Here is a 20,547-nt window from a genome sequence, read left to right as displayed (position 1 = left end):
CGCTTGCTGCACCTCGTTTTTCATTGATTGGGTGCGTTACAGCTTCGCGATCCAGGCTACGATGGCGTCGACGACGGCGCCCGGCTGCTCCGGGATCAGCGCGTGGCTGGCATCCGGGATCACGACGACGGACACACGCTCGCCAAACTCCTCGCGGCTTTCGTTCCACTTCTCCTTCGGTTTGAACGGGTCCCGCTCGGGAACCAGATCGAGCATCGGAACAGTGCCGGCCTGCCAGTATTCGGCCTGCTTCGTCGCCGATGCAGCCACGCCCTGCGCCTTGTTCGCTGCCGGCGCCCAGCCGCGCAGCCACACGGAGGCGTCATGGCCCGGAAGGAAGAAGCCTGTGCGCAAGGTCGCGAGACGCTGTTCGTCCGGCAGGCTCGCATCGGCGGATTGCTGCACGACGGTTCGCAGTTCGTTCGGAAATGTCCTGGCGGCGGCGGCCATGAGAACGATGCCGCGCACGAGCGCGGGATGGTCGGTGGCGGTCATGCGCGCAACCCAGTTGCCGTAGGCATGACCGGCGATCACGGCCGGGCCCGCCTTCTCGCGGGCGATGACATGCGCGACGTCGCGGGCGAGATCCTGCATGCGGATGCCTTCGAGCGGGCCCGTGCTCTTGCCGGCGCCACGCGGCTGCGGCCGGAGGATGCGATGGCCGGCCTCTGCAAGCCGGGATGCGACGTCGTCGAAATCCTCGGAGTCGCGGCCGCGCGATGGCAGCATCACGATCAGCGGCCCGCGCCCTTCGGCGATGAGATCGATTTCGACATTGTCGTAGCGTACGATTTCGCGGGTGCGCGCCACCTCGGCGGCCGCCGTAGGGCAAGGCAGCAGCATTGCCGGCCACATCGCGGCCAGGATAACGATCGGGCGCATAAGTGCATACTTATGATCTATTGAGCCCTTGCCGGTCACTTGACGTCCATGTCGACGCGCACGACGTCGCCGCGGTATATGCCCTTCGACACCAGCACGAGCCGTCCCCGTTGATCCACCGCCGAGCGATCGATGAAACAGATCGGCGCATTCAGCGGCAATCCGAGCAGTTCCGAGACTTCCAGATCGGAACTGCCGATCGTCATGGTTTGACGTGCGCTGGCGATGTGCACGCCGGGAATGCTCGCAGCGAGGCGCATCGCGGTCAACGTTGTGATGGCGCGCTTCGGCAGGCGGCTCGCCAGCCCCTCGTCGATATAGACCTCGGCGACAAGGAACGGGCGCCCGTCGCGGACGTGGCGCCGCCGCAGCCGCCGGTACGTCCGCGATATCGTGCCGATATCGTGCGGCCATCGCTCGAGCGCAGGAACCAGCGTGTCCTCGAGCACCTCGATCGTCGCGCCATCTCGCGTGTTCAACATGCCGCGGAGATCGGTCGTCACATCGAGCCACACATGGGCCCGGGCCTTTTCCGTAACGAACGTGCCCTTGGCGCGATAGCGCGAGACAAGACCCTCGTCCTCGAGCAGGCCGAGCGCCTGGCGGATCGTCGCACGCGCGACGCCGCATTCGGCCATCAGCCGTTCGATGGTCGGAATCTGCGCGCCGGCGGCCCATTGGCCGGACATGATGCGGCTGCGGAACAAGGTCGCGAGCTGGATGTAGCGCGCCACGGCGCTACGGCTCAAAGGTACTCCGGCGTCTGTCAGGCTCGCCATGGTTCCCCCGGCTGGCAGTTCAATTGACAAAAGTCCGTATATATGACCTTTGTCGCAAAGGGAAGGCCTCTTGACGCGGCCTGCATTCTCGACGGGCGAAAGCATGAAACTGCATTGGTCTCCACGATCGCCATTCGTGCGAAAGGTGATGATCGCCGCGCACGAACTCGGCCTGGCCGAAAAAATCGAATGCGTGCGCAGTGTTGCGGCGATGGGGAAGCCCAACCCCGCGATCATGCTCGACAATCCATTGAGCAAGATCCCGGCGCTCGTTCTCGGGGACGGCACGGTGCTGATCGATTCGGCCGTCATCGTCGAATATCTCGACAGTCTCGCCGGAGGCGGCCGGCTGCTCGCGCCGGCGGGTCCGCTGCGCTGGGTGGTGCTGAGCCGACAGGCCCTGGCCGACGGCCTTCTCGACCTGCTCGTGCTCTGGCGCAACGAGCGCGAAAAGCCTGCCGGCCGGCAGACGCACGAGTGGCTCGACGCCTTCGCAATCAAGGCTGCCGCCACGCTCGACCGCCTGGAGGCCGAGACAGGGGCACTGGAAAGCGAGCCGTTCGGGATTGGGCACATTGCGGTCGGCTGTGCGCTCTCCTATCTGGACTTCCGCTTTGCCGATCTCGCGTGGCGCGAGGGACGACCCCGGCTGGCCGCGTGGCACGCCACGTTTGCGGGGCGCCCATCGGCCAAAGCGACGGAGATCGTCGATGGTTGAGGCGGCGCATCCACGCACGGGTCCATTGACGCACATCCGCGTGCTCGACCTCGGGCGCATCATGGCGGCGCCGTGGGCGACGCAGATTCTCGCCGACCTCGGCGCCGATGTCATCAAGATCGAGCGGCCGGGCGCAGGCGACGATACACGCGCCTGGGGTCCGCCGTTTCTCGGGGATTGCGAGGGCAACCTCACCGGGGAGAGCGGCTATTTCCTCTCGGTCAACCGCGGCAAGCGATCGGTTGCCGTCGACATCGCGACCGTCGAGGGCCAGCAACTGATCCGCGCCATCGCGCAGCAATGCGATGTCGTGATCGAGAATTTCAAGGTCGGCACGCTCGCGAAGTACGGTCTCGATGCCATGTCGCTGCGCGGGCTGAAGCCGTCGCTCGTCTACTGTTCGGTCACCGGTTTCGGCAAGGACGGTCCGAGAAGCCAGAACGCCGCGTACGACTTCGCCATCCAGGCCATGGGCGGCCTGATGAGCGTGACCGGCGCGCGCGACGGCGAGCCCGGCGGCGGCCCGCAGAAGGTCGGCGTTCCCATCGTCGATCTGATGACGGGCATGTACGCAGCCGTGGCCATTCTCGCTGCACTCGCACGACGCGCCGAGACGGGACAAGGCGAGACCATCGACCTAGCGATGCTCGATGTCGCGGCGGCGTTCCTCGCCAACCAGGCGATGAATCATCTCGTCTCCGGCAAAACGCCGCAGCGCAGCGGCAACCGTCATCCCAACATACAGCCGCAGGACGTGTTTGCGGCGTCCGATGGACATTTCGTGCTCGCGGTCGGCAATGACGGCCAGTTCGCGCGGCTCTGCGAGGTGATCGGCGACGCGGATCTTGCGCGCGCGCCGCGCTTTTCGACCAACGCTGCCCGCATCCGTGCCAATGCCGACCTGACGGCGCTGTTGTCCGCGGCCTTCGCCTCATGGAAGCGGGACGCGCTCGTTGCCGCGCTGGACGCCGCCGGCGTGCCCGCCGCACCGATCAATACGATTCCGCAGGTCTTCGCCGATCCCCAACTGCAGCATCGCGGGATGCTGCGGTACCTGCCGCATCCGCTCGCCGGCAGCGTCCCCCAGGTCGTCAGCCCGATCAAGCTCGCCGACGCGCCGCTGCGCTTCGACCGGGCGCCGCCTCTCCTCGGTCAACATACGCAGGAGGTGCTGCGCGAACTCGGACTGCTTGCGGAAAGCGCATCGTGACCGGCGTCGAGGACCAGCGCCCGCGCATTCCACTGCTCGACGTCGCAGACATGAACGCCGAGCAACGCCGTCTCCACGACTCCGTCGTGTCGGGTCCGCGCGGGCAGATGATCGGTCCGTTGCGCGCGGCGATCCACAGCCCGGAGCTGGCGTCGGCATGGTCGGTGCTCGGCGAGTTTTTGCGCTACCGCACCTGTTTGCCGCCACGCCTCAACGAACTCGCGATCATCGTGACGGGGCGGCGCTGGACGGCGCAGGTCGAGTGGTGGGTGCATGTGCGCGCCGCGGTAGCGGCGGGCCTGAAGCAGGAGATCGTCGATGCCATCGCGGCCCTCGAAAGCCCGGCGTTCGACGACGCGGCGGAGTTCGAGGTCTACGAGTTCACGCGCGCATTGCAGCAGACGGGTTGCGTGCCGACGGTCACGTACGACCCCGTGCTGGGCCGCTGGGGCGCGCGCGGCGTGGTCGAGCTGACGGCCGTGATCGGCTATTACACGATGGTGGCGCAGACATTGAATGCGCACCAATTGCCGTTGCCCGAGGGAGCGACGGGGCTGGCGCCCGAGACGATTTTGGTCACGCTGCCGCCGGGGCGCTATGGGAGCGCGCCATGACGGCGGCCGACTTCGAGACCGTTCCGGCGCCGGCCGCAAGCGTGCCGGCGTGGACGCTGCCGCCCGACGCGTGCGATGCGCATTTTCACGTGTTCGGCCCACACGATCGCTTTCGTCCGGTGGCCACGCCGGTATACGCGCTTCCCGAGGCGACGCCGCAGGTCGCTGCCAGCCTGCGCCGGACGCTTCGCCTGACGCGCGGCGTGCTCGTCCAGCCCGCGCCCTACGGCAGCAATCCCGATGCCATGCTGAGCGCCATCGCAGCCGCGCCCGACACGCTCCGCGGCATTGCGGTCGCAGATCCCGGGATCGACACCGGCACACTCCAGCGCTGGCGCGCGGCGGGTATCGTCGGGCTCCGTTTCGTCGAGATGCGCACACCGGATAGCAGCCGCTATCCCGGCAGCGTCGGCTTCGATGCCTTCGGGGTGTTGGCGCCGCGCATGCGGGCGGTTGGCCTTCACGCCCAGCTATGGGCCAGGGCGAATGATCTCGCGAACTGGCTGCCGAATTTGCTGCGGTCGAACGTGCCGCTCGTGCTGGACCACATGGCGTGTCCTGACCCGCTCCGTGGGCCTGACACCGCTGCTTTCAAATCCATTCGCGCGCGCCTCGCCGACAGCGACGTCTGGGCCAAGCTGACGGTTTGCCGCGTGTCGCAACGTCCCGGGCATGACGATGCGCGCGCCTTCCACGACGCCGTGATCGCCGCCGCGCCGGAACGTGTCGTTTGGGGGTCTGACTGGCCCTATGTGCGCATGAACCCGGCGCCGGATGCCGGTCAAATGCTCGATCTCCTGCATCGGTGGGTGCCTGATCCGGCGCAGTGCACCCGCATTCTCGTCGACAATCCAGCTCGCCTCTACGGCTTCGAAAGGACTACCCCATGAAAGGTCTCGAAACGCTCGAATGCTTCCGCATCGACGTCACCGATCACGTCGCCACGCTGACGATAACAGCGCCGCCGGTGAACTCGCAGGATCGCAAGTTTCGCGAAGAGATCATCCGGATTTTCGACGTGCTCGGCGCCGAGACCGACGTGCGCGCCATCGTGCTGACGGGAGACGGCAAGATTTTCTCGGCGGGTGCGGATCTGTCGGAGCGCCCTGCGCTGCTGCAGGAGCCGGGCGGCTATTCACGCCACAACCGTCTCGTGCGCGCCTCGTTCGATTGCGTGATGGAATGTCCGAAGCCGGTGATCGCGGCCGTCAACGGCGCGGCGATCGGCGCCGGTTGCGTGCTCGCCCTCGTCTCCGACATCCTCGTCATCGCCGAGGAAGCCTACATGTCCATGACCGAGGTCGACTACGGGCTCGCGGGCGGCGTCCGGCACGTCTTGCGCTCGTTCAGCCCGTCGGATGCGCGCCTGATGATTTATACGGCCAGGCGCATGTCGGGCGCCGACCTCTACCGCATGAACGTCGCGTCCGTCTGTGTGCCGCGCGAGCGTGTCGTTGCCGAGGCGCAGGCGATCGGCAGGACGATCGCGGAGAAGGTGCCGCTCGCGGTCGTTGCGGCCAAGCGTTCGTTCGGATTGACCGAGGAACTGCCGCTGCGCGACGGCTATCGCTACGAGCAGAGCCAGACGGCGGCGCTGGCCGAAACCGAGGACACCAGGGAAGCGCTTGCCGCGTTCCGCGAGAAGCGCAAGCCGGTGTTCAAGGGGCGGTGAGGCGTTCGGCGGCGGTCCATGGGCCCCGTCGCTACCGGCTGCGTCGATGGCAATCCGGGTGGGCCACGTCGCCGGCACGTTGATGCCTGCGATCAGCTGGAAACCCCGCTTGGCGGGCGTTGCGCCCCGGTTGGGGCATCGTGCCGCGCCGCGCCCCGAATTGCTTGTAATTGCTGGGAAATTTCGGGTGTGCGCCAACGGGCGTCGGTAAAGGGCGTCAAATTGACAGCCTCCGATTCGCCACTTGAATCGCACGAAGCGGACCTTGCAAAGCGAGGCCGGAGCAGGTAGCTAAAGCGCTCCTTCGCGGCCGTCCGACCTTGTTCGGACGCATCCGGGCCCCTTAAAGCCCAAATGCACAAGCGAAAACGCGCCCGTAGCTCAGCTGGATAGAGCACCAGACTACGAATCTGGGGGTCAGGAGTTCGAATCTCTTCGGGCGCGCCATTTATATCAGGCACTTACTAAAGATCACCGTTTGAAGCGGCCAAATTAAAACGGTTTTTCAAACGGTTCTTTATTGCGAGAGTCAAACGGGTCTTTTTCGCGCGAGCAAGTGTTGATCACGCCGGGGAGCGGGACTCGCCTCAGCTTTAACTCTGAATGAACTCGAATCCCTTTCGCGTTCTTCGCGAAGCGCACGAGCACCTTGATCGTCACCAAGGCTTCGGAATACGCGAAGAAATATCTCATCCGCTTTAATCCACGGCCGCGACCCTGGCTCATAGGGGACGGTTGCCTCTAGTTCCGGGGTGCAAAGGTAGAATGTGCCTGCGAGTTCGGCTTAAATGCGGTAGCCAGACGCCTTCAAAGCCGCCGCGCGCGACGAACTGCGGCTAGCGGCTGATCTGCATGGAGTGCTGGATGGACCTTCTCGAATTGCAAAAAACGCTGCAGGAAGGCGGCGCGCGTTGGCGGGCGAAGCAAACCCCGCTCCTTGATCTGAGCCCGAGGGATAGAAAGGTCGCGGGGATTCCCGAGATCGACGTAGTTGAATCCCTTCGCGCAGCGTCGGGAAACCTTCTTCCGCCGCGATCGAGTCGGACTTCCGCTGCGCCCAGCGTGGATTGGCGAACGCACCAGCCCCCGATCATAGGCGCAGTCAGAGACCAGTCGGCATGCATGTCGTGCGCCGCGTTCGCGCTCTGCGCCGCAATGGAGTCGCGCCTGCAGCTGCAAGAGCCTGGGAACGGTATCGATCTGTCCGAGGCCGATCTCTTCTTTTGTGGAGGAGGAAATTGCTCTCTCGGTATGCCGATCGACGTGGCGCTGTCCCGCGCTCAGAAAAGCGGAGTCGGTCGCGAAGCGGATTTCCGTTACGATCCCGCCGCAACTCAATGCATCGCCATAAGGCCCTACGCAAGGGTCGCAAGCTTCCATTACATCGTAAATGACAGGGATCGACGACTATCGATTTCCGAAGACGGTCCCGTCGTGGCGATAATGAGAGTCTACACGGACTTTCTCGCGTACGACGCCGGTATCTACGAGCAGGTTTCAGGAGTGTATGAAGGCCTGCACGCAGTCGTCATCGTCGGTTACGACGACCGCGAGCGGTTCTGGATAGCGCGCAACAGCTGGGGATCCGACGTCGGCGAAGATGGCTACTTTCGCATCCGCTACGGTCAATGCGAGATCGATACGCGTCCGTTCATCGCGGTCGATCCAGAAAGAATTCGATGAGCGGCGCCGGGACGGGGCCGGAGCGAACCAACGTCGACGTTCGTCGCGGGGAAGTGTTCGAATTGGTCCTCCCGAATTTTGCCACGGCTGGCTTTCAGTGGCAGCCGACCTTTGACAATTCCGGATTTACATTGGTGGGCATCGAGAGACGGGGCGACTTGCGGCAGGTCGTATTTCGCTTCCGCGCCCTCGGTTCGACCGGGAAAATCGCGCTCGCCCTCGCCCGGCCGGGGCGCGCGCCCCAAGAGACCAGGACCTACACCATCTGCGTCTCTGAGCCTTGACCTTTGCTTCCGTTTTTTGCATAATTTGCAAAATGGGAGAGCTCAGTGAGCGCCAAACGGAGAGTCAGCGCCTGCTGGCAGGCCGGGTTTCCGCGTATCGAGATCGGCACAGGTTGACCTTACAAGCGTTGGCCGACAGGCTCGGCTGGCATATTGCCATGCTGAGCCGCGTTTTGAACGGGGTTACTGGCATGAGACCCTACCAGGAGGCCGGTTTTCGAGACCTGCTCGCGACGGAGGACTTAACCGCCCGTCAGGGAGAGCTCGTTACCATGATCAGTCAGATGCGGCCGGGTGAGATCGAGGCCGTGTCGCAGATTTTGCAAATTATGCAAAATCTGCGAAGATCGCCTGAACAGGACTAACATGGCCACCGCCCAGCAAATTGTTGCGCTTATCAGAAGCTTCACGCGAGGCGACCGCGAGCGCTTTACGCGCGTTGCAGAGCAGCTTGCGGATAGCGCGGCCGGGCGAGGGCAAGAGAAAATCGCCGAGGAAATCCGGTCGTTGTTGCGCGAGGCCGAGGCGTCGAGCGGTCCGGCTTCCAAATCGCGCGATCCGATTCCAATGCTCCGTCCGCGCGGCGAACTTGCGGGCGTCATGTCGGTTGCCAGCCCGGATGTTCGTCTGTCCGACATGGTCCTGGACGAACATCTGCTCAGCAGGTTGCGCAAGATCATCAAGGAGCAGCGCGAGAGGGCCAAGCTCTCTGCCCGTGGCCTGGAGCCACGGCGTAAGTTTCTCCTTGTCGGGCCGCCTGGGACGGGAAAGACCATGAGCACCGCGGCCGTTGCCGCGGAGCTGGGACTGCCCCTTTTCACAGTTCTGCTCGATGGCCTCATTACGAAATACATGGGCGAGACGGCTGCAAAGCTGCGACTTGTGTTCGACGCCATGACAGAACGACGCGCGGTCTATCTGTTCGACGAAGTCGATGCGCTCGCGACAAGCAGGGCGGCCGATAATGACGTCGGGGAGGCGCGGCGCATTCTCAACTCCTTCCTTCAGTTTCTCGATGAGGACCGAAGCACGAGTCTGATCTTCGCCGCCACGAACCATCCAGAACTCCTCGATCGGGCGATCTTCAGAAGGTTCAACGCAGCGCTGCATTTCACGCTTCCCCAGCCCGGCCTTGTACGGCCTCTGGTCGAATCCGTGCTTTCTCAGTTCGATCTACATGATATCGACTGGGAGGCGGTCTCCGCCGGCGCGGCCAATCTGAGCCAGGCCGAAATCGTTCGCGCGGCGGACGATACGGCTCGGGACGCGGTTCTCGACCATGACAACGTGGTGGACACCGAACTGCTGTTGGCCTCGCTCGCGGATAGCCACAGGGTAGGCCGTTCGCTGAAAGGATAGCGGTTGACTCGGGCATCGCCGCCTCGCCCAATATCGGCGCAATGGTCACGATTCGCCGATATCCTCACCTGCTTGTCGATCTGCCCGCCTACCGGATTTTGTTCGCGGCATCGGGTGGCGGTGGCGATTCCGTTGCACCTGATCCGGTAAAGGACAGAGGGCAGCATTCTCGAAGGATCGCACAGACTCTGGATAGCGCGATCGCCGTGAAACGCGCGGCGCTCGATGAATCAGAAACGCCGACCGATGATGCGCAGATCCATCTGAGCGTGTCCGCCAGGACATCGGTGGGCGTGATAACGGGGGATAGCTTCCAGAACCCCGCCGCTGCGCTGCAGCTGCTTTCCGTCAAGGGCCATGGCAGGCGGCAACGAGCAAATCTCCTGCTCACGCTTTCGAAGTCGGACACGATCCGCCAGCGCGCCTCCGACTACGCAGCATGGGACAACGGCGACAAAAGGCGCCCGAGCAATTTCTACTTCTTCGAGAGCATTGACCGGTTTTATCCCACCAGGCTCGAGGACTTGTGGCTAGACGACGAAGAGCTTCTGCCGTCGGCCGGCAAGGTCGCCGAGTGGGAAGTCTGGGTGAGACCCGAAGCCTCTCAGCGAATGAGAAGTTCGGCCAAACTGTACGGCGTCAGGTTCGACGTGGGAGAAGTCGAGTTCTCGCGGGTGCGGGTGCTGCGGGCTCATGCCAGACGCGAAGACCTCCAGCGCCTGATCGACAAATCGGGTGCGGTGATGGAGCTGCGGGCTTGCTCCAGCCTGACCCTGGATGTGCTGGACATGGGGCATGAAGCCCGTCGCGAATTGAGCGCGAGAATGCAGGCCCGCGTGCGCCCGCCGGCCGCAGCGGCCGCCCGCATTAGCATCCTCGATACCGGCGTCGACCATAGCCATCCATTGCTTTCGCCGGCATTGGCGGAATCTCGCTGCCATTCGCTATCCGAGCACTGGCCGGAAAACGGCTGGGATGCCCACGGCACCCGGATCGCAGGAATAACGCTTTATCCGAATCTTGGCGCGACGCTTGAGGGCACGGGGCCGATCCAGCCGGAGAATTCTCTCGAGTCCGTCACGATCTTGAGACCTCCAGGCGGTCAACGCTTCGCGCGCGAGGCGGTGGGCGAAATCGCCGCGGCCGTCGAGTTGCTGGAATCCGCTGAGGATGCCAAGCGCGTCTATTGCCTGGCGTTCACCAGTCCGAAGGGTCTGGACGATGGCTCCCCATCGACGCTATCGGGCTCCGTCGATCAACTCGCCTGGGGAAAGGACGCGTCGCCGCGGCTCTTCTGCGTGGCGGCGGGCAACATACTCGATGAACCGCTGATGGTGGCGGGTTACGCCAGCAGGAACGAAGAGTCGGGGATCACGTGCCCGGGGCAGGCCATCAATGCTCTCACGGTAGGCGGATGCACATTCGTCGACGAACATCCTCACGGCGGCGCACTTCTCTCGCTCGGAGGAGATCTTTCCCCGACGAGCAGAACAAGCTGCTCCTGGGCAAACAAGAAAGCGATCAAGCCGGATGTCGTCTTTGAAGCCGGCAACCATGAGGTCGACGGTTCAGGATCCGGCGAAACCACGGCTCTTCCCGAGCTTGGCGTTTTGACCACGAACAAGCACACAACGCGGAAGTTCGCTACCCTCGATCAGACCAGTGCAGCGACGGCGGCTATCGCTGGCATGGCTGGCCGCTTGACGTCTCGCTATCCCGACTATTGGCCCGAAACGATCCGCGGCCTCATCGTGCATTCGACAGACTGGACGCCGGCCATGATCGAGCGCGCGTCGAATCTCAACAAGCAGCAGCAAAAGGAGATGCTCGTCTCCTTGTTCGGCTATGGAGTCCCGGACGAGGATATGGCCGCCAGGAGCGCGTCCGACGCATTAACCCTGGTGATACAAGGTCAGTTCACGCCGTTTTCGTTCGCTAAAGGCAGAACCGTCGCAACAGAAATGGCCTATCACGACTTGCCTTGGCCGAAGCGAATTCTGCACGACCTGAAAAAGACGCCTGTCGAGCTGCGCGTAACCCTGTCCTATTTCGTCGAACCAGATCTGACAGCTGCCGCCGCGGGACGCTGGTCCCGTTATGCATCCCACCGGCTGGCATTCGACGTGCGGGGGCCGGACGACGACGAAATCGACGTTCTTGGACGACGCAACAAGGCACTCAGCTCGCGGCGGACTACCAAGCCCCCGGCACGTTCGGAGGAGGGGTGGGCACTGGGATCCCAGTTGCGGGAGAGAGGCACCATCCACCACGACAGATTCTCCGGCGAAGCCATCGATATCGCGCGCCAGAACGGCATCCGGATAACTCCAAAGAAAGGATGGTGGACCGATGACGTCTGGAAGGGCGAATACGCCGGCGCTCCGGTCCGCTACTCGCTGATCGTGAGCATTCGATCGCCGGCAATCACCCAGGACATCTATCAGGTGGCGGTCACGGAAATGGCGACGATGGCGCGAACGAAGAACAGAGTGCTTACGGACCTGTCCATCAAACCGACCATCATACGCAGGAAGTGACGCGGTTTATCGGGCTTCAAGCGGATCGACGGTTCCGCCGATGGGGAATGGGCCGAGTGCAGATCAGTTCGTTGCGGATTGTAAGATGCATTTTTCCTTTGCGCAAAGGCCAGGTCGTCAAGGCACTCTCCATCGCCTTCAAGGTAGAAAACGCGGCGATAACTCTCCCGAAACGATCAGTCTCGCAGCGAACCCATCGATCAAGGTTCGCACCTTCTCGCGCCATTCCCCGTCTTTCGACAGCGGCTCCAGCCGATCGAGGGCCTTGAGCATGCTGCGTTGAAAGAACTCCTTGGCGCGTTCGAACTGCTCTTCCTTTGGACTGCGTTGCGGACCACCGAAACCCAGACGTCACGCGATTCCTGGCGCCACGGTCTCCTCGTGGCACACCAAGCCGTCCTCGTCGACGTACTTTGCTTTCAAAGCGCCACCATCAAGGTCGATCACTGCGAAACCCATGTACGCCCAGTGCTCAAGACCGCCTCCCATGTACCGACGATCCTCGAATATCGCCGGTGCCTCATAAGCATCGCTCTCGCCATGCGTCATGTAAACGGGCACGCCGCCGTTGCCTACGAGGCGCGCGTATTCGAGATTACCGTGCGGTGCGTGAAGCACACAGCGATGTTCGTGTCCCCAGATAGCACCGAAAATTCTGCGTTCCGTCAACAAGGGTCCAAGCTTGTCCCGCAAGGTTTCGCCGACCGAAGGCGAATTCTCGTACGCGCTGAAGAACTGGTGGTGCGTAAGCAGGATTGCGCGCTGCGGATTTTTCGCCAAAGTATCGGCGAGCCAAACGGCCTGCGGATCCTTCAATCCGTTGTCGTCGTAAGCGGTATCCAAACCGATGAATTGCCAGTTGGAGTTGGCGAGCCGGAAGAAGCTTGATTTTGCCTGCTTCGCAAAACGAACGTCGGCAAGTAGCGTTCCGAAGTACGCGTGACCGCCCGAATACATGTCATGATTTCCGTTCAGCGACCAAGAGCCGATGCGATCTTCCTCGCCGGGATTTACGGGCCAATATGGAAGGAATCGCTTGCGGTATTCGTAGTCGAATCCGGAATAGTAAACGTCGCCCAGATGTAGCACGTGGCATTCCGTGCCTGCAGTCAAGGATTGCTCCACGAATTTGCGCATTTCGCGACCGACCTTTTGCGCCCGCGGAAGGCCACTTCCCCAATCGCCGACGATTACGAGGCGGCATTGATCGGCCATGGTGTGCGTAGGAGCCGGCGCGGGATTGAACGGATGGGGTTTTCGGAACTTCGAGATTCCCATCGCGACGAGCGAGCTGACCCATCCGGGATCAGTGATCGAAAACTTGTCCAACACCCGGCGAGAGGGCAGAGTCCGGCCAGTCGACAGGTACCGATCGGTAACTGCCGGATTCGATTCTTCGCCGCGCCGTTGGGATCGCTCGCTCGGCTCCCCCACGTGATCCGGGCTTTGGGGATCGTCGAAATACTCCTGAAGCGCGCTCTGGGTAATGCTTACGATCGGATCGCTGCTGATGAAACATGTCTCGTCCAACGAGACGGACGGGGTTCCGCCACGGCGCCGCGATTGAGGATCGAATCCTGTTGGCCCCGATGTATTCGCCGTTTCATCGCGCAACGCCGTTTCCATCTTCTTGGCAGCTTGGTCGTAGTCGTCCATATCCACTGGAACGTCGTGGTCGCCCGTCGCAGCGCTGCCGCCGCGACGCCTCGATGCGCGTTGCTTCAATTCCTGCAATATCGCCTTCATCTGGGCCAAGACAAAATCGCGGTTAAGTACTTCGCCGATCATCGGACCTCCAAACGCCTCGCAACCGGCGCACCGAATCGGGATTGCGCAGCCTCCGATCCGCAGTGTGACGGCTGCTCGAGAGAGCAACCTAGGCGATTCTCGTGGATCCGCAACCGTCGACAAGCTGCCTGCCCGGATCAATCGCCGCGCGATGTCGCGCTCGCGCAATCCGGCTCTCGTCGCTGGGTCGTCCGTCGACGTCCGTCCGACGAAAATAGCAGCTCAGCCGCCAGGCCTCGCGGGCAATATAGTCCGACTCTCCGCCATCGATGCCAAGGGATCTCCGAAGAAGCAGTAGGCGGCGTACGTGTCCTTGCCCTCGACGTAAGCTTTGGCCCTGATCGCGGAGAAAATCCGGCTGAGCGGTACCGATGGCTTCTTACGGACCTCCCTGTAGAATTCTTCGGCAATCCGGTGCGCGATTTCGTCGTCAACGCTCCAGAGCGGTGCGATTACCGCCGAAGCTCCGAGTTCTATGAAGGCAGGCGCGAAGCCTCCCAATCCGACAAGCGAAGGAATGCCTCTTCCCACCTCGCACGCATTCAGAAATACGACCGGTTTCTTCGCGGAAAAGATCTTCGCTAGGCCGTTGATGCCAATTAAGGACGACGAAGTCAGAACTTCGTTGCCTTCCAGGCGCAACGACTGGTTCTCGAACGCTGCTGAATTTCCGTGACAGACGAAATGTATGAGCGACCTCGCCTGACCGAGCAATCTCATCCTGATTTGCGCGAAACTGGCGGGAGAAATCATCTCGCCATCGAAGAGGGAGGCGACCATCTTCGCTTCGGCTGCAGCGTTCCTAAGATCGCCGCGTCCGTTATAGTTCGGCGCAATTACGAAGCTGTCGTTGAGTTCAATGTCGCGCGTGGGCGAGACGATGTCCGGAGAGGTCCACCGACCGACGCCGAAAAGCACGCCCAGAGATTTTTCGAACTCTTCGAGTCCGTTTTTCGATCTTCGGCGGGGAATCATAAGCTCCCAGGGAAAGTAGGGCTCTTCGCTAACGATGGCGATCGAGCGAAGCGGCAGGCCAGCGTCCGACAGCGCCCAGAAGACTTCCTGAAACAACTTCGGAGATGCGTCAAACAGCTTCTTCCCCGCACCGTTGAGCTCGTCGATAAGCTGCTCAGGCCCGGTGCTCGCCGATGTGAATTTCTCCATGTAGCCACGCACTACTGCGCTCGTTGAATCGCTGAGATTCCACGGCTGCGCCTTTGCCTGACTGTACTTCTCAATATGAGGTGTCGTCACCGTGCATTGAAATTGACGACCATTGTTGATGATGTCCGCTACCACGGTGACAGTCAGATCGGCCGGGACCACTCCGTTGGGCACGACAACGATCCTTTGAACCGTTGCATCTGTGGCGGCATCGACGCGCCCTAGCGGGATCCGCCGACTCACCTTCCCGCAGGGCCTGCCGTCGATGAAGAAAATCGCGATGACGCCTGCCCCATCGCTCTGCCATTCTGCCTTCGGTCGAACGACTAGCTCAAAGAGCGGCAGCTCGATCACGCCCGAGACGTCGTTAAGGATGAATGAGGCGGAGTCGGGTCCGAGAATGGCAAGCTGGCTCGACGCGACCAATGTCATTTCTATGCGGGTGCCCGCAGGCGCCGCGATCCCTTGCCCGATCTCTCCCGGCCGCATCGGCAACTTGTCGAGATATACCCGGATCTTGAACCTGTCATCGGGCTCCAGGGGGCTGTCTCGAATCACATCGATATGGGGAGTCCGCTCGACCCGGAAATCCGACGTTCTCGCTAAGGAAGGCATAGGTCCCTCCTTGGTGCCGACGAGCAACCGGGATCTAGGCCTCGGCCTGCTGGCCGACTCCGCCGGACGTGGCCGCGATGCGGCGCGCGGTAGCGCAACCTTCTCCAAGCGACCTTGGACCTGCATGAGGACGCTTTCAAGGCGTTGCCATTCCTCCGATCCACGCTCAAGCCGGGACTGAAGCAACCCGACAATCCGAGCGATATAGATTTCGCAGCGAGCCAGCCACCGCGCGTCCCCCGCAATCGAAACGAAAGCCGCCAGCGCTATTTCGAGATCGCCCTTCTCGAAGAGCTCCTGCGCAGCGGCGAAACGATCTTGGCCTTCCATCATGACCGCGCCTCCAGCGGCACCGCGTTGAACGCATGCGGCGACTCGAACTTCCGGATACCCATGGTAACGAGGCAGCTGATCAAGCCAATCCCCGTCATCAAAAACTTGTCGAACATTCTACAGTCGGGAGACGAGTGTGCCGGCTCTGGTATCGCCAAGGAACGGTCCGTCACTAGAATCTCGTCGAGTGACCTCCAGCGGGTCGAAGCGGCGCCTTTAACTGCCGCTATTTCTGCAGGTGATCGATTCGACGGCGTCGCTCTTGCTAGAGCGTTACGTACTTCGGCAGCCAAGTGTTGAATTTCAGTTGAGCCTAGATCGGGCACTACGGGCGGCGGGGCGGCCCGCATCTGCGGTTCTGCATGTCGATGCCGCTTGATGGCGTCCAACTTATCGAGAACGAATCTGGCGAGCTTTCGATTGAGGATTTGCGCAAACATGGGAGCGATCCATTCGGCCAACGTATTTCGGCGGCGGCACCGGCGTCTTCTTTCGGTTGCCGCTGTCTCCGGATGGGCCGACTTGGCGACGCATCCAAGTCTGAACACTTATCCGCCAAGCGGAAAGCCGAAGCTTAGCTTCTGCGTGTGGATGTGCAACATCGATAATGGTGGTTGTTTTTCGATTGCCGTAAGTTCGATCGGCGGCTAGTGTGGCGTTACACGTGCGATGAGATCGTCCATACATGCCATGGGCTATATATCCGGTCGCCACCCTTTCGGTCATCGGTAAGACTCTTTGCTTGCCCCGGATTCATCATCCGACGATCACCGCAAAGGCGACAACCCACCGTGCCAGATCGACGCTCGGCAGTCGTTTCTCTGAAGCCCGCGCACTATTCCCGGTTTCCTTGGCTCTGGCATTCATTTTCTTGTTCGCAATCCAGTGCTCCCACGCTCTTGGCCAGAACCAGAGCGCATTGCCGTCGCTGCCCCAGTCCGCGCCGACAGCTGAGTTAACGGGAAACTGGGAGTTCATACCGGTGCCTCTTCCGGACCGGAATGTGACCCACATCCTCGTCTCAAGAGCGAAGGATCGGGTCTGGCTCGGCACGTCGGGAGGCGTCGCCTCATACGACGGCGTGACAGCGAAGGCACCACAGTTCGATGATTCTCGATTGCAGCAATCCTTGATCGTGAATTCCTTGGTCGAGATAGACCACGGTACCGTCATCGTCGGAACGATCAACGATAGCCTGTGGCGATGGACGGAAAACAAGATCTCGCCGGTGTACGGCGCCTGCGATCGCAATGCGGGAGGATGTCCCAGAGCTGATTGGGCGTTGGCGAGATCCGAAGACGGCAACCTTTACGTCGTCTCATCATCGTTCGCCCCCCGACAGACTGAGGCTATCTCAGCTCTAGAAGAAGTTGTACGCGGAAAGGTAGTCCCCGTCGAAGTTCAGGCGGGTTTTCTCGGCTTCGCTGGCGAGGACCTCGTGGCCGTCGACAACGGAAGAATCTACTTAATCGATAGGGCATCCGGAAAAGTCTCGTCCACGATCAATTTCCAGGTGGAGCCCGGAACATTCGTCCGCAACGTATCGTATGCCGCCGGCAAGGTGCTCATTGGTACGGACAAAAACTGTCTTTCCGTCGGCCTGAGGATAGCGTCGACCCCCGAATTGCTCGCGACTGGCAATTGCAGTGCCGTCTACCAGCAGCGGGACGGCACGGCGTGGGTCTCGACGGACTATCTCTATCGGCACCAGAACGCCTGGATGCGTTGGTCGCCCGGACAGAGTAGTCCGATAAAGGCAAGCTCCATCATCGAGGACGGACTTGCCAATGTATGGATAGGATCGCCGCTCGGTCTTTGGCGGTATTTCGATGTATCGCGCGAACAAAAGTTTGTGGGTGACGAGAGAACGATCTCATCAATGGTACCCGGCCCTGATGGTGGCATCGTAGTCGGGTTGAAAAATGGCGAAGCTTGGCGCCTGACCCGCCAGCTGGAGGCGTCCCGATTGGAATTGCCAGCGGCTGGGTCGACTGCTTCCCCCTATTTTCCCGGCGCCCTCTTGGCTAGCGGTTCCAAGGATAGGCTCTGGGCTCTGACTGGGGCCGGCCTGTTCTCGATTTCGGACGCCAAAACCGAACGGGTGGCGGACTATCCAGTGCCGAAAACGGAAAGTTCCGTTGCGCCTTCGACGTTAGCGGTCTCCGACGACGGAACGGTATGCGTTGGACTTTTCTGGTCAATCTCCGCTCTCTGCGTGTCCGACAAAAAATGGCGCGAAGTCGCGGAAGTCGACCCCGACTTCGGTGGTTCGGCCATCGGAGCTTTGGCCTTCGACCAAAGTGGAACGATGTTCGCTGTCGGAGTCGTCGGGATAACCGTCGCATCCGGCGAACGCGCGAAGCTGGGTCCCTTCTCGCCGGCTCCCTATGGCAAGAAGCATCTCTTCGGCGCCATCGCTCTGACCGATATGATCGAGGGCGCGGACGCCGTGGCTTCTGGAGGATGGGGCGGAACGGTTTTCCTGAAGCGGAACGAAGGCAAATTCGCGGTCGTCGGCTTCGGCGGTCCCGATGTTCAGGATCAGCCGTATATTATCCGCTCGTTTGCCGCGCACCGGGAACTGGGACTGCTCGCCGCCACCGACGCCGGGCTGTTCCGCTGGGAGGGCAGCGTCCAAGAAGGAAGATGGAAAACACTCAGAGGTCTGGATCCTCGACTCGCCGAGCCCATCAACCTTGTTGTCCCTTCGACCGGCCGCGGTTTTTGGGTCGCGTCAGCGGGAAGCGTCGCGCTGATACACTTGCCAAGCGCGAAGCCTGAAATCCTGATCGAGCGAACGCCTTCGACCGAAACTATCGATACGAACTCAGTGACATACCGCTTGGTGAGCCCCGGGCTCGTTGGGATGCCCTCTTCTAAGATCACGGTCGTATCGTACAACCCGCCCATCGCGAACGCCGAGCGTCGCCTGGTCGGACCGGAAAACCGTCTGGATCTTTCCAATCTCGATGATTTAAAGAGTTACCGCCTCTTTGCGAGTGTCACCGACGGCTTCCTGAACGTGGGAGATTTCCACGACTCCCGCTTCTCCGTGAGCCTGCCTTTCTATCGCAATCCCTACAAGCTCACTGCTGCAATCTTGGCATCGATCCTCTGCGCAGGGCTGCTCCTGACACGCCGCGGTCCTACGGGTTTCCTGTTGCGGCGGATCGGGCGATTGAAATGGTCGCTGGAAAAGGGCGATCCTCGATTTGCCGTCGAGATAACGGCTTTGTCTCCCGATCTCGTTCGTTACCAATTGGAAGCGCCATCCTCCTTGACACCTATTCGGCTCGAAGTGGATGTGCCATCCGCGCTCCTAAACGGCATGCCGAAGCAGATGTTGCCCTACTTGGTGCAGACTGCGGAAGCTCCAGAATTTTCCAAAGCTGATTTCGAAGGCTCGATCGCGCGGGTGTCGAAGATGTTGGGCGAGGACGCGCTCCCGGATAACATGCGGTTCACGACGAGCCAGTTTCACGACGATGTGTTGAGTCTAAGCCTTTCGAAATCGTTGATCTGGCTTCCCATCGAACTCGCCGACGACGGGACGGGCGAAATGATGCAGTTGCGATATGCAATCGGGCGCACGGTGACAGCTGACGTTACCGTCAGAGCCAATCCGCTATCGTCATCGAGGCTGAAGGTCGCTGTGTTTGGTCCGAAGCAGGATCGTTCCGGCGCGCTACCGCACGTGGCGGCCGAAATAGATTCGGTCAGCAAGGCGGTCAAATCGTGGGGGGCGGACGTGATCTGGGTGCGACCAGACGCGACGAAAGCTGAAGTCCTGAACGCAATCTGCGACGCCCACCTGTTCCATTACGCCGGACACGCTCAGTTCGTGCCCGGTGCCCCGGATAAAAGCTATTTACCGATCTACCACGACCAGATTCTCGCCGAAGAGGTGGCCGCGGCTCTGAAGTTACGACCCCACAATCTCGTCCTGGCCTTCATTAACGGTTGCGGGAGTTGCCGGGAGGCCCCTTGGCAGCGCAGTGCCGAGATCTACGGGTTTGCATCCGCGTTCATGGCGAATTCTGCATACTTCGTCGGTGCGCAGTGGCCGATCGATGACGAATTCGCAGCCGCGTTCGCTCGAGAATTCTATTCACGGCTTTTTCCGGCCGCTTATGACATGTGGTGGCGTCTCGTGAGGCGCGATCCTCTGAGCGGTATACCGTTCGCGGAGGCGCTACGACTCGCGCGGCATCATCTGCTTGATTTCGGGCCAGTGGCTACTCAGACGTGGTCGTCGTACGTGTACTATGGAGATCCTACGAGGCGCTTGGTTCTTCGCTGAGTGAGATCCTTACGCTTATTCTGAGCGCGCCGGCTATAACCGACCTGCCCGAAGACGCTGGTATCCGCTTGATATTGCGCAAGCAGCCAACGTCGTTGAGACGAGTACGCCTCTTCGATCACCAGAGTCCATGCACATCAGTCAGGCTCGAGGGTGGCGCGGCTGCCAAGCCAATTGTAGCAGAGTCGCGGATGGACGCCGGCCCGACTTGGCGCATTTACGGCAGCGCAGCCGGCTGGCGAAGGTGGTCGGCGGGTGTTTCATCGCTGCGAGGTCGACGTCGCTCGGCGTCTTGCAGCGCGCGCACCTGATCTCAAGCCAAGGGTAGCCTCCATTCACGGCCTGATCGATGGTGGGCGACGGATCGAGCGGTTCGCCGTCGCTCCACATCCGCTCGTTCCAACTTTCGCAAAGGAGCCGGTCAGCTTGCTGGATGATCGCCTCGCCCTTGGCCCGCATCTCCACCGATTGGGCGGCCAGGATGTTGGCCATCGCGCGTGCCTTGCCGAGCTCTTTCGCCAGAGCCTTGCGGTCGCCGCCCGACAGGAGGCGTTGGGTGATACTTCGGGGCCATCCGGACATCCAGGCGCAAAGAGATCGGATCGGCGA

The 20,547-nt window shown here is 61.6% G+C and carries 17 protein-coding genes, 1 tRNA gene and 1 pseudogene; 11 read left to right on the top strand and 8 right to left on the bottom strand.

Annotated elements, in window-relative coordinates; genetic code table 11:
• Positions 1–36: 36 nt before the first annotated feature.
• Both V1279_RS32550 and V1279_RS32545 read right to left on the bottom strand, forming a co-directional pair.
• On the bottom strand, positions 37–882 hold the full coding sequence (locus tag V1279_RS32550; protein ID WP_334444509.1) for an alpha/beta fold hydrolase: 846 nt from the start codon (positions 880–882) through the stop codon (positions 37–39).
• Positions 883–917: 35 nt separating this feature from the next.
• Positions 918–1,631: a GntR family transcriptional regulator gene (locus tag V1279_RS32545; RefSeq protein ID WP_334444507.1), complete on the bottom strand. Its 714-nt coding sequence runs from the start codon at positions 1,629–1,631 to the stop codon at positions 918–920.
• Between the two features lie 133 nt (positions 1,632–1,764).
• Between V1279_RS32545 and V1279_RS32540 the strand changes: the two genes are divergently transcribed.
• The 6 genes from V1279_RS32540 to V1279_RS32515 all read left to right on the top strand — a co-directional run bounded on the left by V1279_RS32540 (position 1,765) and on the right by V1279_RS32515 (position 6,322).
• The gene (locus tag V1279_RS32540; protein ID WP_334444505.1) at positions 1,765–2,379 is read left to right on the top strand and encodes a glutathione S-transferase family protein; all 615 of its coding nucleotides are present in this window, start codon (positions 1,765–1,767) and stop codon (positions 2,377–2,379) included.
• Entirely contained in the window at positions 2,372–3,589 is a 1,218-nt protein-coding gene (locus V1279_RS32535; RefSeq protein ID WP_334444503.1) for a CaiB/BaiF CoA transferase family protein, read from the top strand. Before V1279_RS32540 ends, V1279_RS32535 begins: the two co-directional genes overlap by 8 nt.
• Entirely contained in the window at positions 3,586–4,203 is a 618-nt protein-coding gene (locus V1279_RS32530) for a carboxymuconolactone decarboxylase family protein (protein ID WP_334444501.1), read from the top strand. Before V1279_RS32535 ends, V1279_RS32530 begins: the two co-directional genes overlap by 4 nt.
• A complete protein-coding gene (locus V1279_RS32525; RefSeq protein ID WP_334444499.1) occupies positions 4,200–5,093 on the top strand; it encodes an amidohydrolase family protein in 894 nt (297 codons plus the stop codon). The genes V1279_RS32530 and V1279_RS32525 overlap by 4 nt, the downstream gene beginning before the upstream one ends.
• Complete coding sequence (locus V1279_RS32520) at positions 5,090–5,875, top strand: enoyl-CoA hydratase/isomerase family protein (protein ID WP_334444497.1); 786 nt, start codon at positions 5,090–5,092, stop codon at positions 5,873–5,875. Before V1279_RS32525 ends, V1279_RS32520 begins: the two co-directional genes overlap by 4 nt.
• 370 nt (positions 5,876–6,245) lie before the next feature.
• Positions 6,246–6,322 (top strand) — tRNA-Arg (locus V1279_RS32515).
• 45 nt (positions 6,323–6,367) lie between these two features.
• Here V1279_RS32515 and V1279_RS32510 read toward each other — a convergent pair.
• A complete protein-coding gene (locus tag V1279_RS32510) occupies positions 6,368–6,568 on the bottom strand; it encodes a hypothetical protein (protein WP_334444495.1) in 201 nt (66 codons plus the stop codon).
• Between the two features lie 171 nt (positions 6,569–6,739).
• On the opposite strand from V1279_RS32510, the gene V1279_RS32505 reads away from it, so the two are divergent.
• The 4 genes from V1279_RS32505 to V1279_RS32490 all read left to right on the top strand — a co-directional run bounded on the left by V1279_RS32505 (position 6,740) and on the right by V1279_RS32490 (position 11,738).
• On the top strand, positions 6,740–7,558 hold the full coding sequence (locus tag V1279_RS32505) for a C1 family peptidase (protein ID WP_334444493.1): 819 nt from the start codon (positions 6,740–6,742) through the stop codon (positions 7,556–7,558).
• A gap of 316 nt (positions 7,559–7,874) precedes the next feature.
• Positions 7,875–8,207: a hypothetical protein gene (locus tag V1279_RS32500; RefSeq protein ID WP_334444491.1), complete on the top strand. Its 333-nt coding sequence runs from the start codon at positions 7,875–7,877 to the stop codon at positions 8,205–8,207.
• 1 nt (position 8,208) lies between these two features.
• Positions 8,209–9,201, top strand: a complete 993-nt coding sequence (locus V1279_RS32495) for an AAA family ATPase (RefSeq protein WP_334444489.1) — start codon at positions 8,209–8,211, stop codon at positions 9,199–9,201.
• A 41-nt stretch (positions 9,202–9,242) separates the two neighbouring features.
• Positions 9,243–11,738 carry a S8 family peptidase gene (locus V1279_RS32490; RefSeq protein ID WP_334444487.1) on the top strand — a complete coding sequence of 832 codons (2,496 nt, stop codon included), beginning with the start codon at positions 9,243–9,245 and terminating at the stop codon, positions 11,736–11,738.
• Between the two features lie 351 nt (positions 11,739–12,089).
• Here V1279_RS32490 and V1279_RS32485 read toward each other — a convergent pair whose 3' ends face one another.
• From V1279_RS32485 to V1279_RS32470, 4 genes are all read right to left on the bottom strand, one after another.
• A complete protein-coding gene (locus V1279_RS32485; RefSeq protein ID WP_334444485.1) occupies positions 12,090–13,526 on the bottom strand; it encodes a metallophosphoesterase family protein in 1,437 nt (478 codons plus the stop codon).
• A 222-nt stretch (positions 13,527–13,748) separates the two neighbouring features.
• The gene (locus V1279_RS32480) at positions 13,749–15,638 is read right to left on the bottom strand and encodes a CHAT domain-containing protein (RefSeq protein WP_334444483.1); all 1,890 of its coding nucleotides are present in this window, start codon (positions 15,636–15,638) and stop codon (positions 13,749–13,751) included.
• Positions 15,635–16,078 (bottom strand): hypothetical protein, encoded by a 444-nt coding sequence (locus V1279_RS32475; protein WP_334444481.1) that lies wholly within the window; start codon positions 16,076–16,078, stop codon positions 15,635–15,637. The genes V1279_RS32480 and V1279_RS32475 overlap by 4 nt, the downstream gene beginning before the upstream one ends.
• Positions 16,079–16,394: 316 nt before the next feature.
• Positions 16,395–16,616, bottom strand: coding sequence for a hypothetical protein (locus V1279_RS32470; RefSeq protein ID WP_334444479.1), 222 nt, complete (start codon positions 16,614–16,616; stop codon positions 16,395–16,397).
• A 25-nt stretch (positions 16,617–16,641) separates the two neighbouring features.
• Between V1279_RS32470 and V1279_RS32465 the strand changes: the two genes are divergently transcribed.
• Positions 16,642–19,938, top strand: coding sequence for a CHAT domain-containing protein (locus tag V1279_RS32465; RefSeq protein WP_334444477.1), 3,297 nt, complete (start codon positions 16,642–16,644; stop codon positions 19,936–19,938).
• A 141-nt stretch (positions 19,939–20,079) separates the two neighbouring features.
• Here the strand turns inward: V1279_RS32465 and V1279_RS32460 are convergent.
• A pseudogene (locus V1279_RS32460) lies at positions 20,080–20,512 on the bottom strand (hypothetical protein).
• Positions 20,513–20,547: the final 35 nt, after the last annotated feature.

This window comes from Bradyrhizobium sp. AZCC 1610, assembly GCF_036924515.1.
In the GTDB taxonomy this organism is placed as follows: Bacteria; Pseudomonadota; Alphaproteobacteria; order Rhizobiales; family Xanthobacteraceae; genus Bradyrhizobium.
The sequence above is the reverse complement of the archived record's forward strand: the minus strand, read 5'-3'. Positions and strand labels throughout refer to the sequence as shown.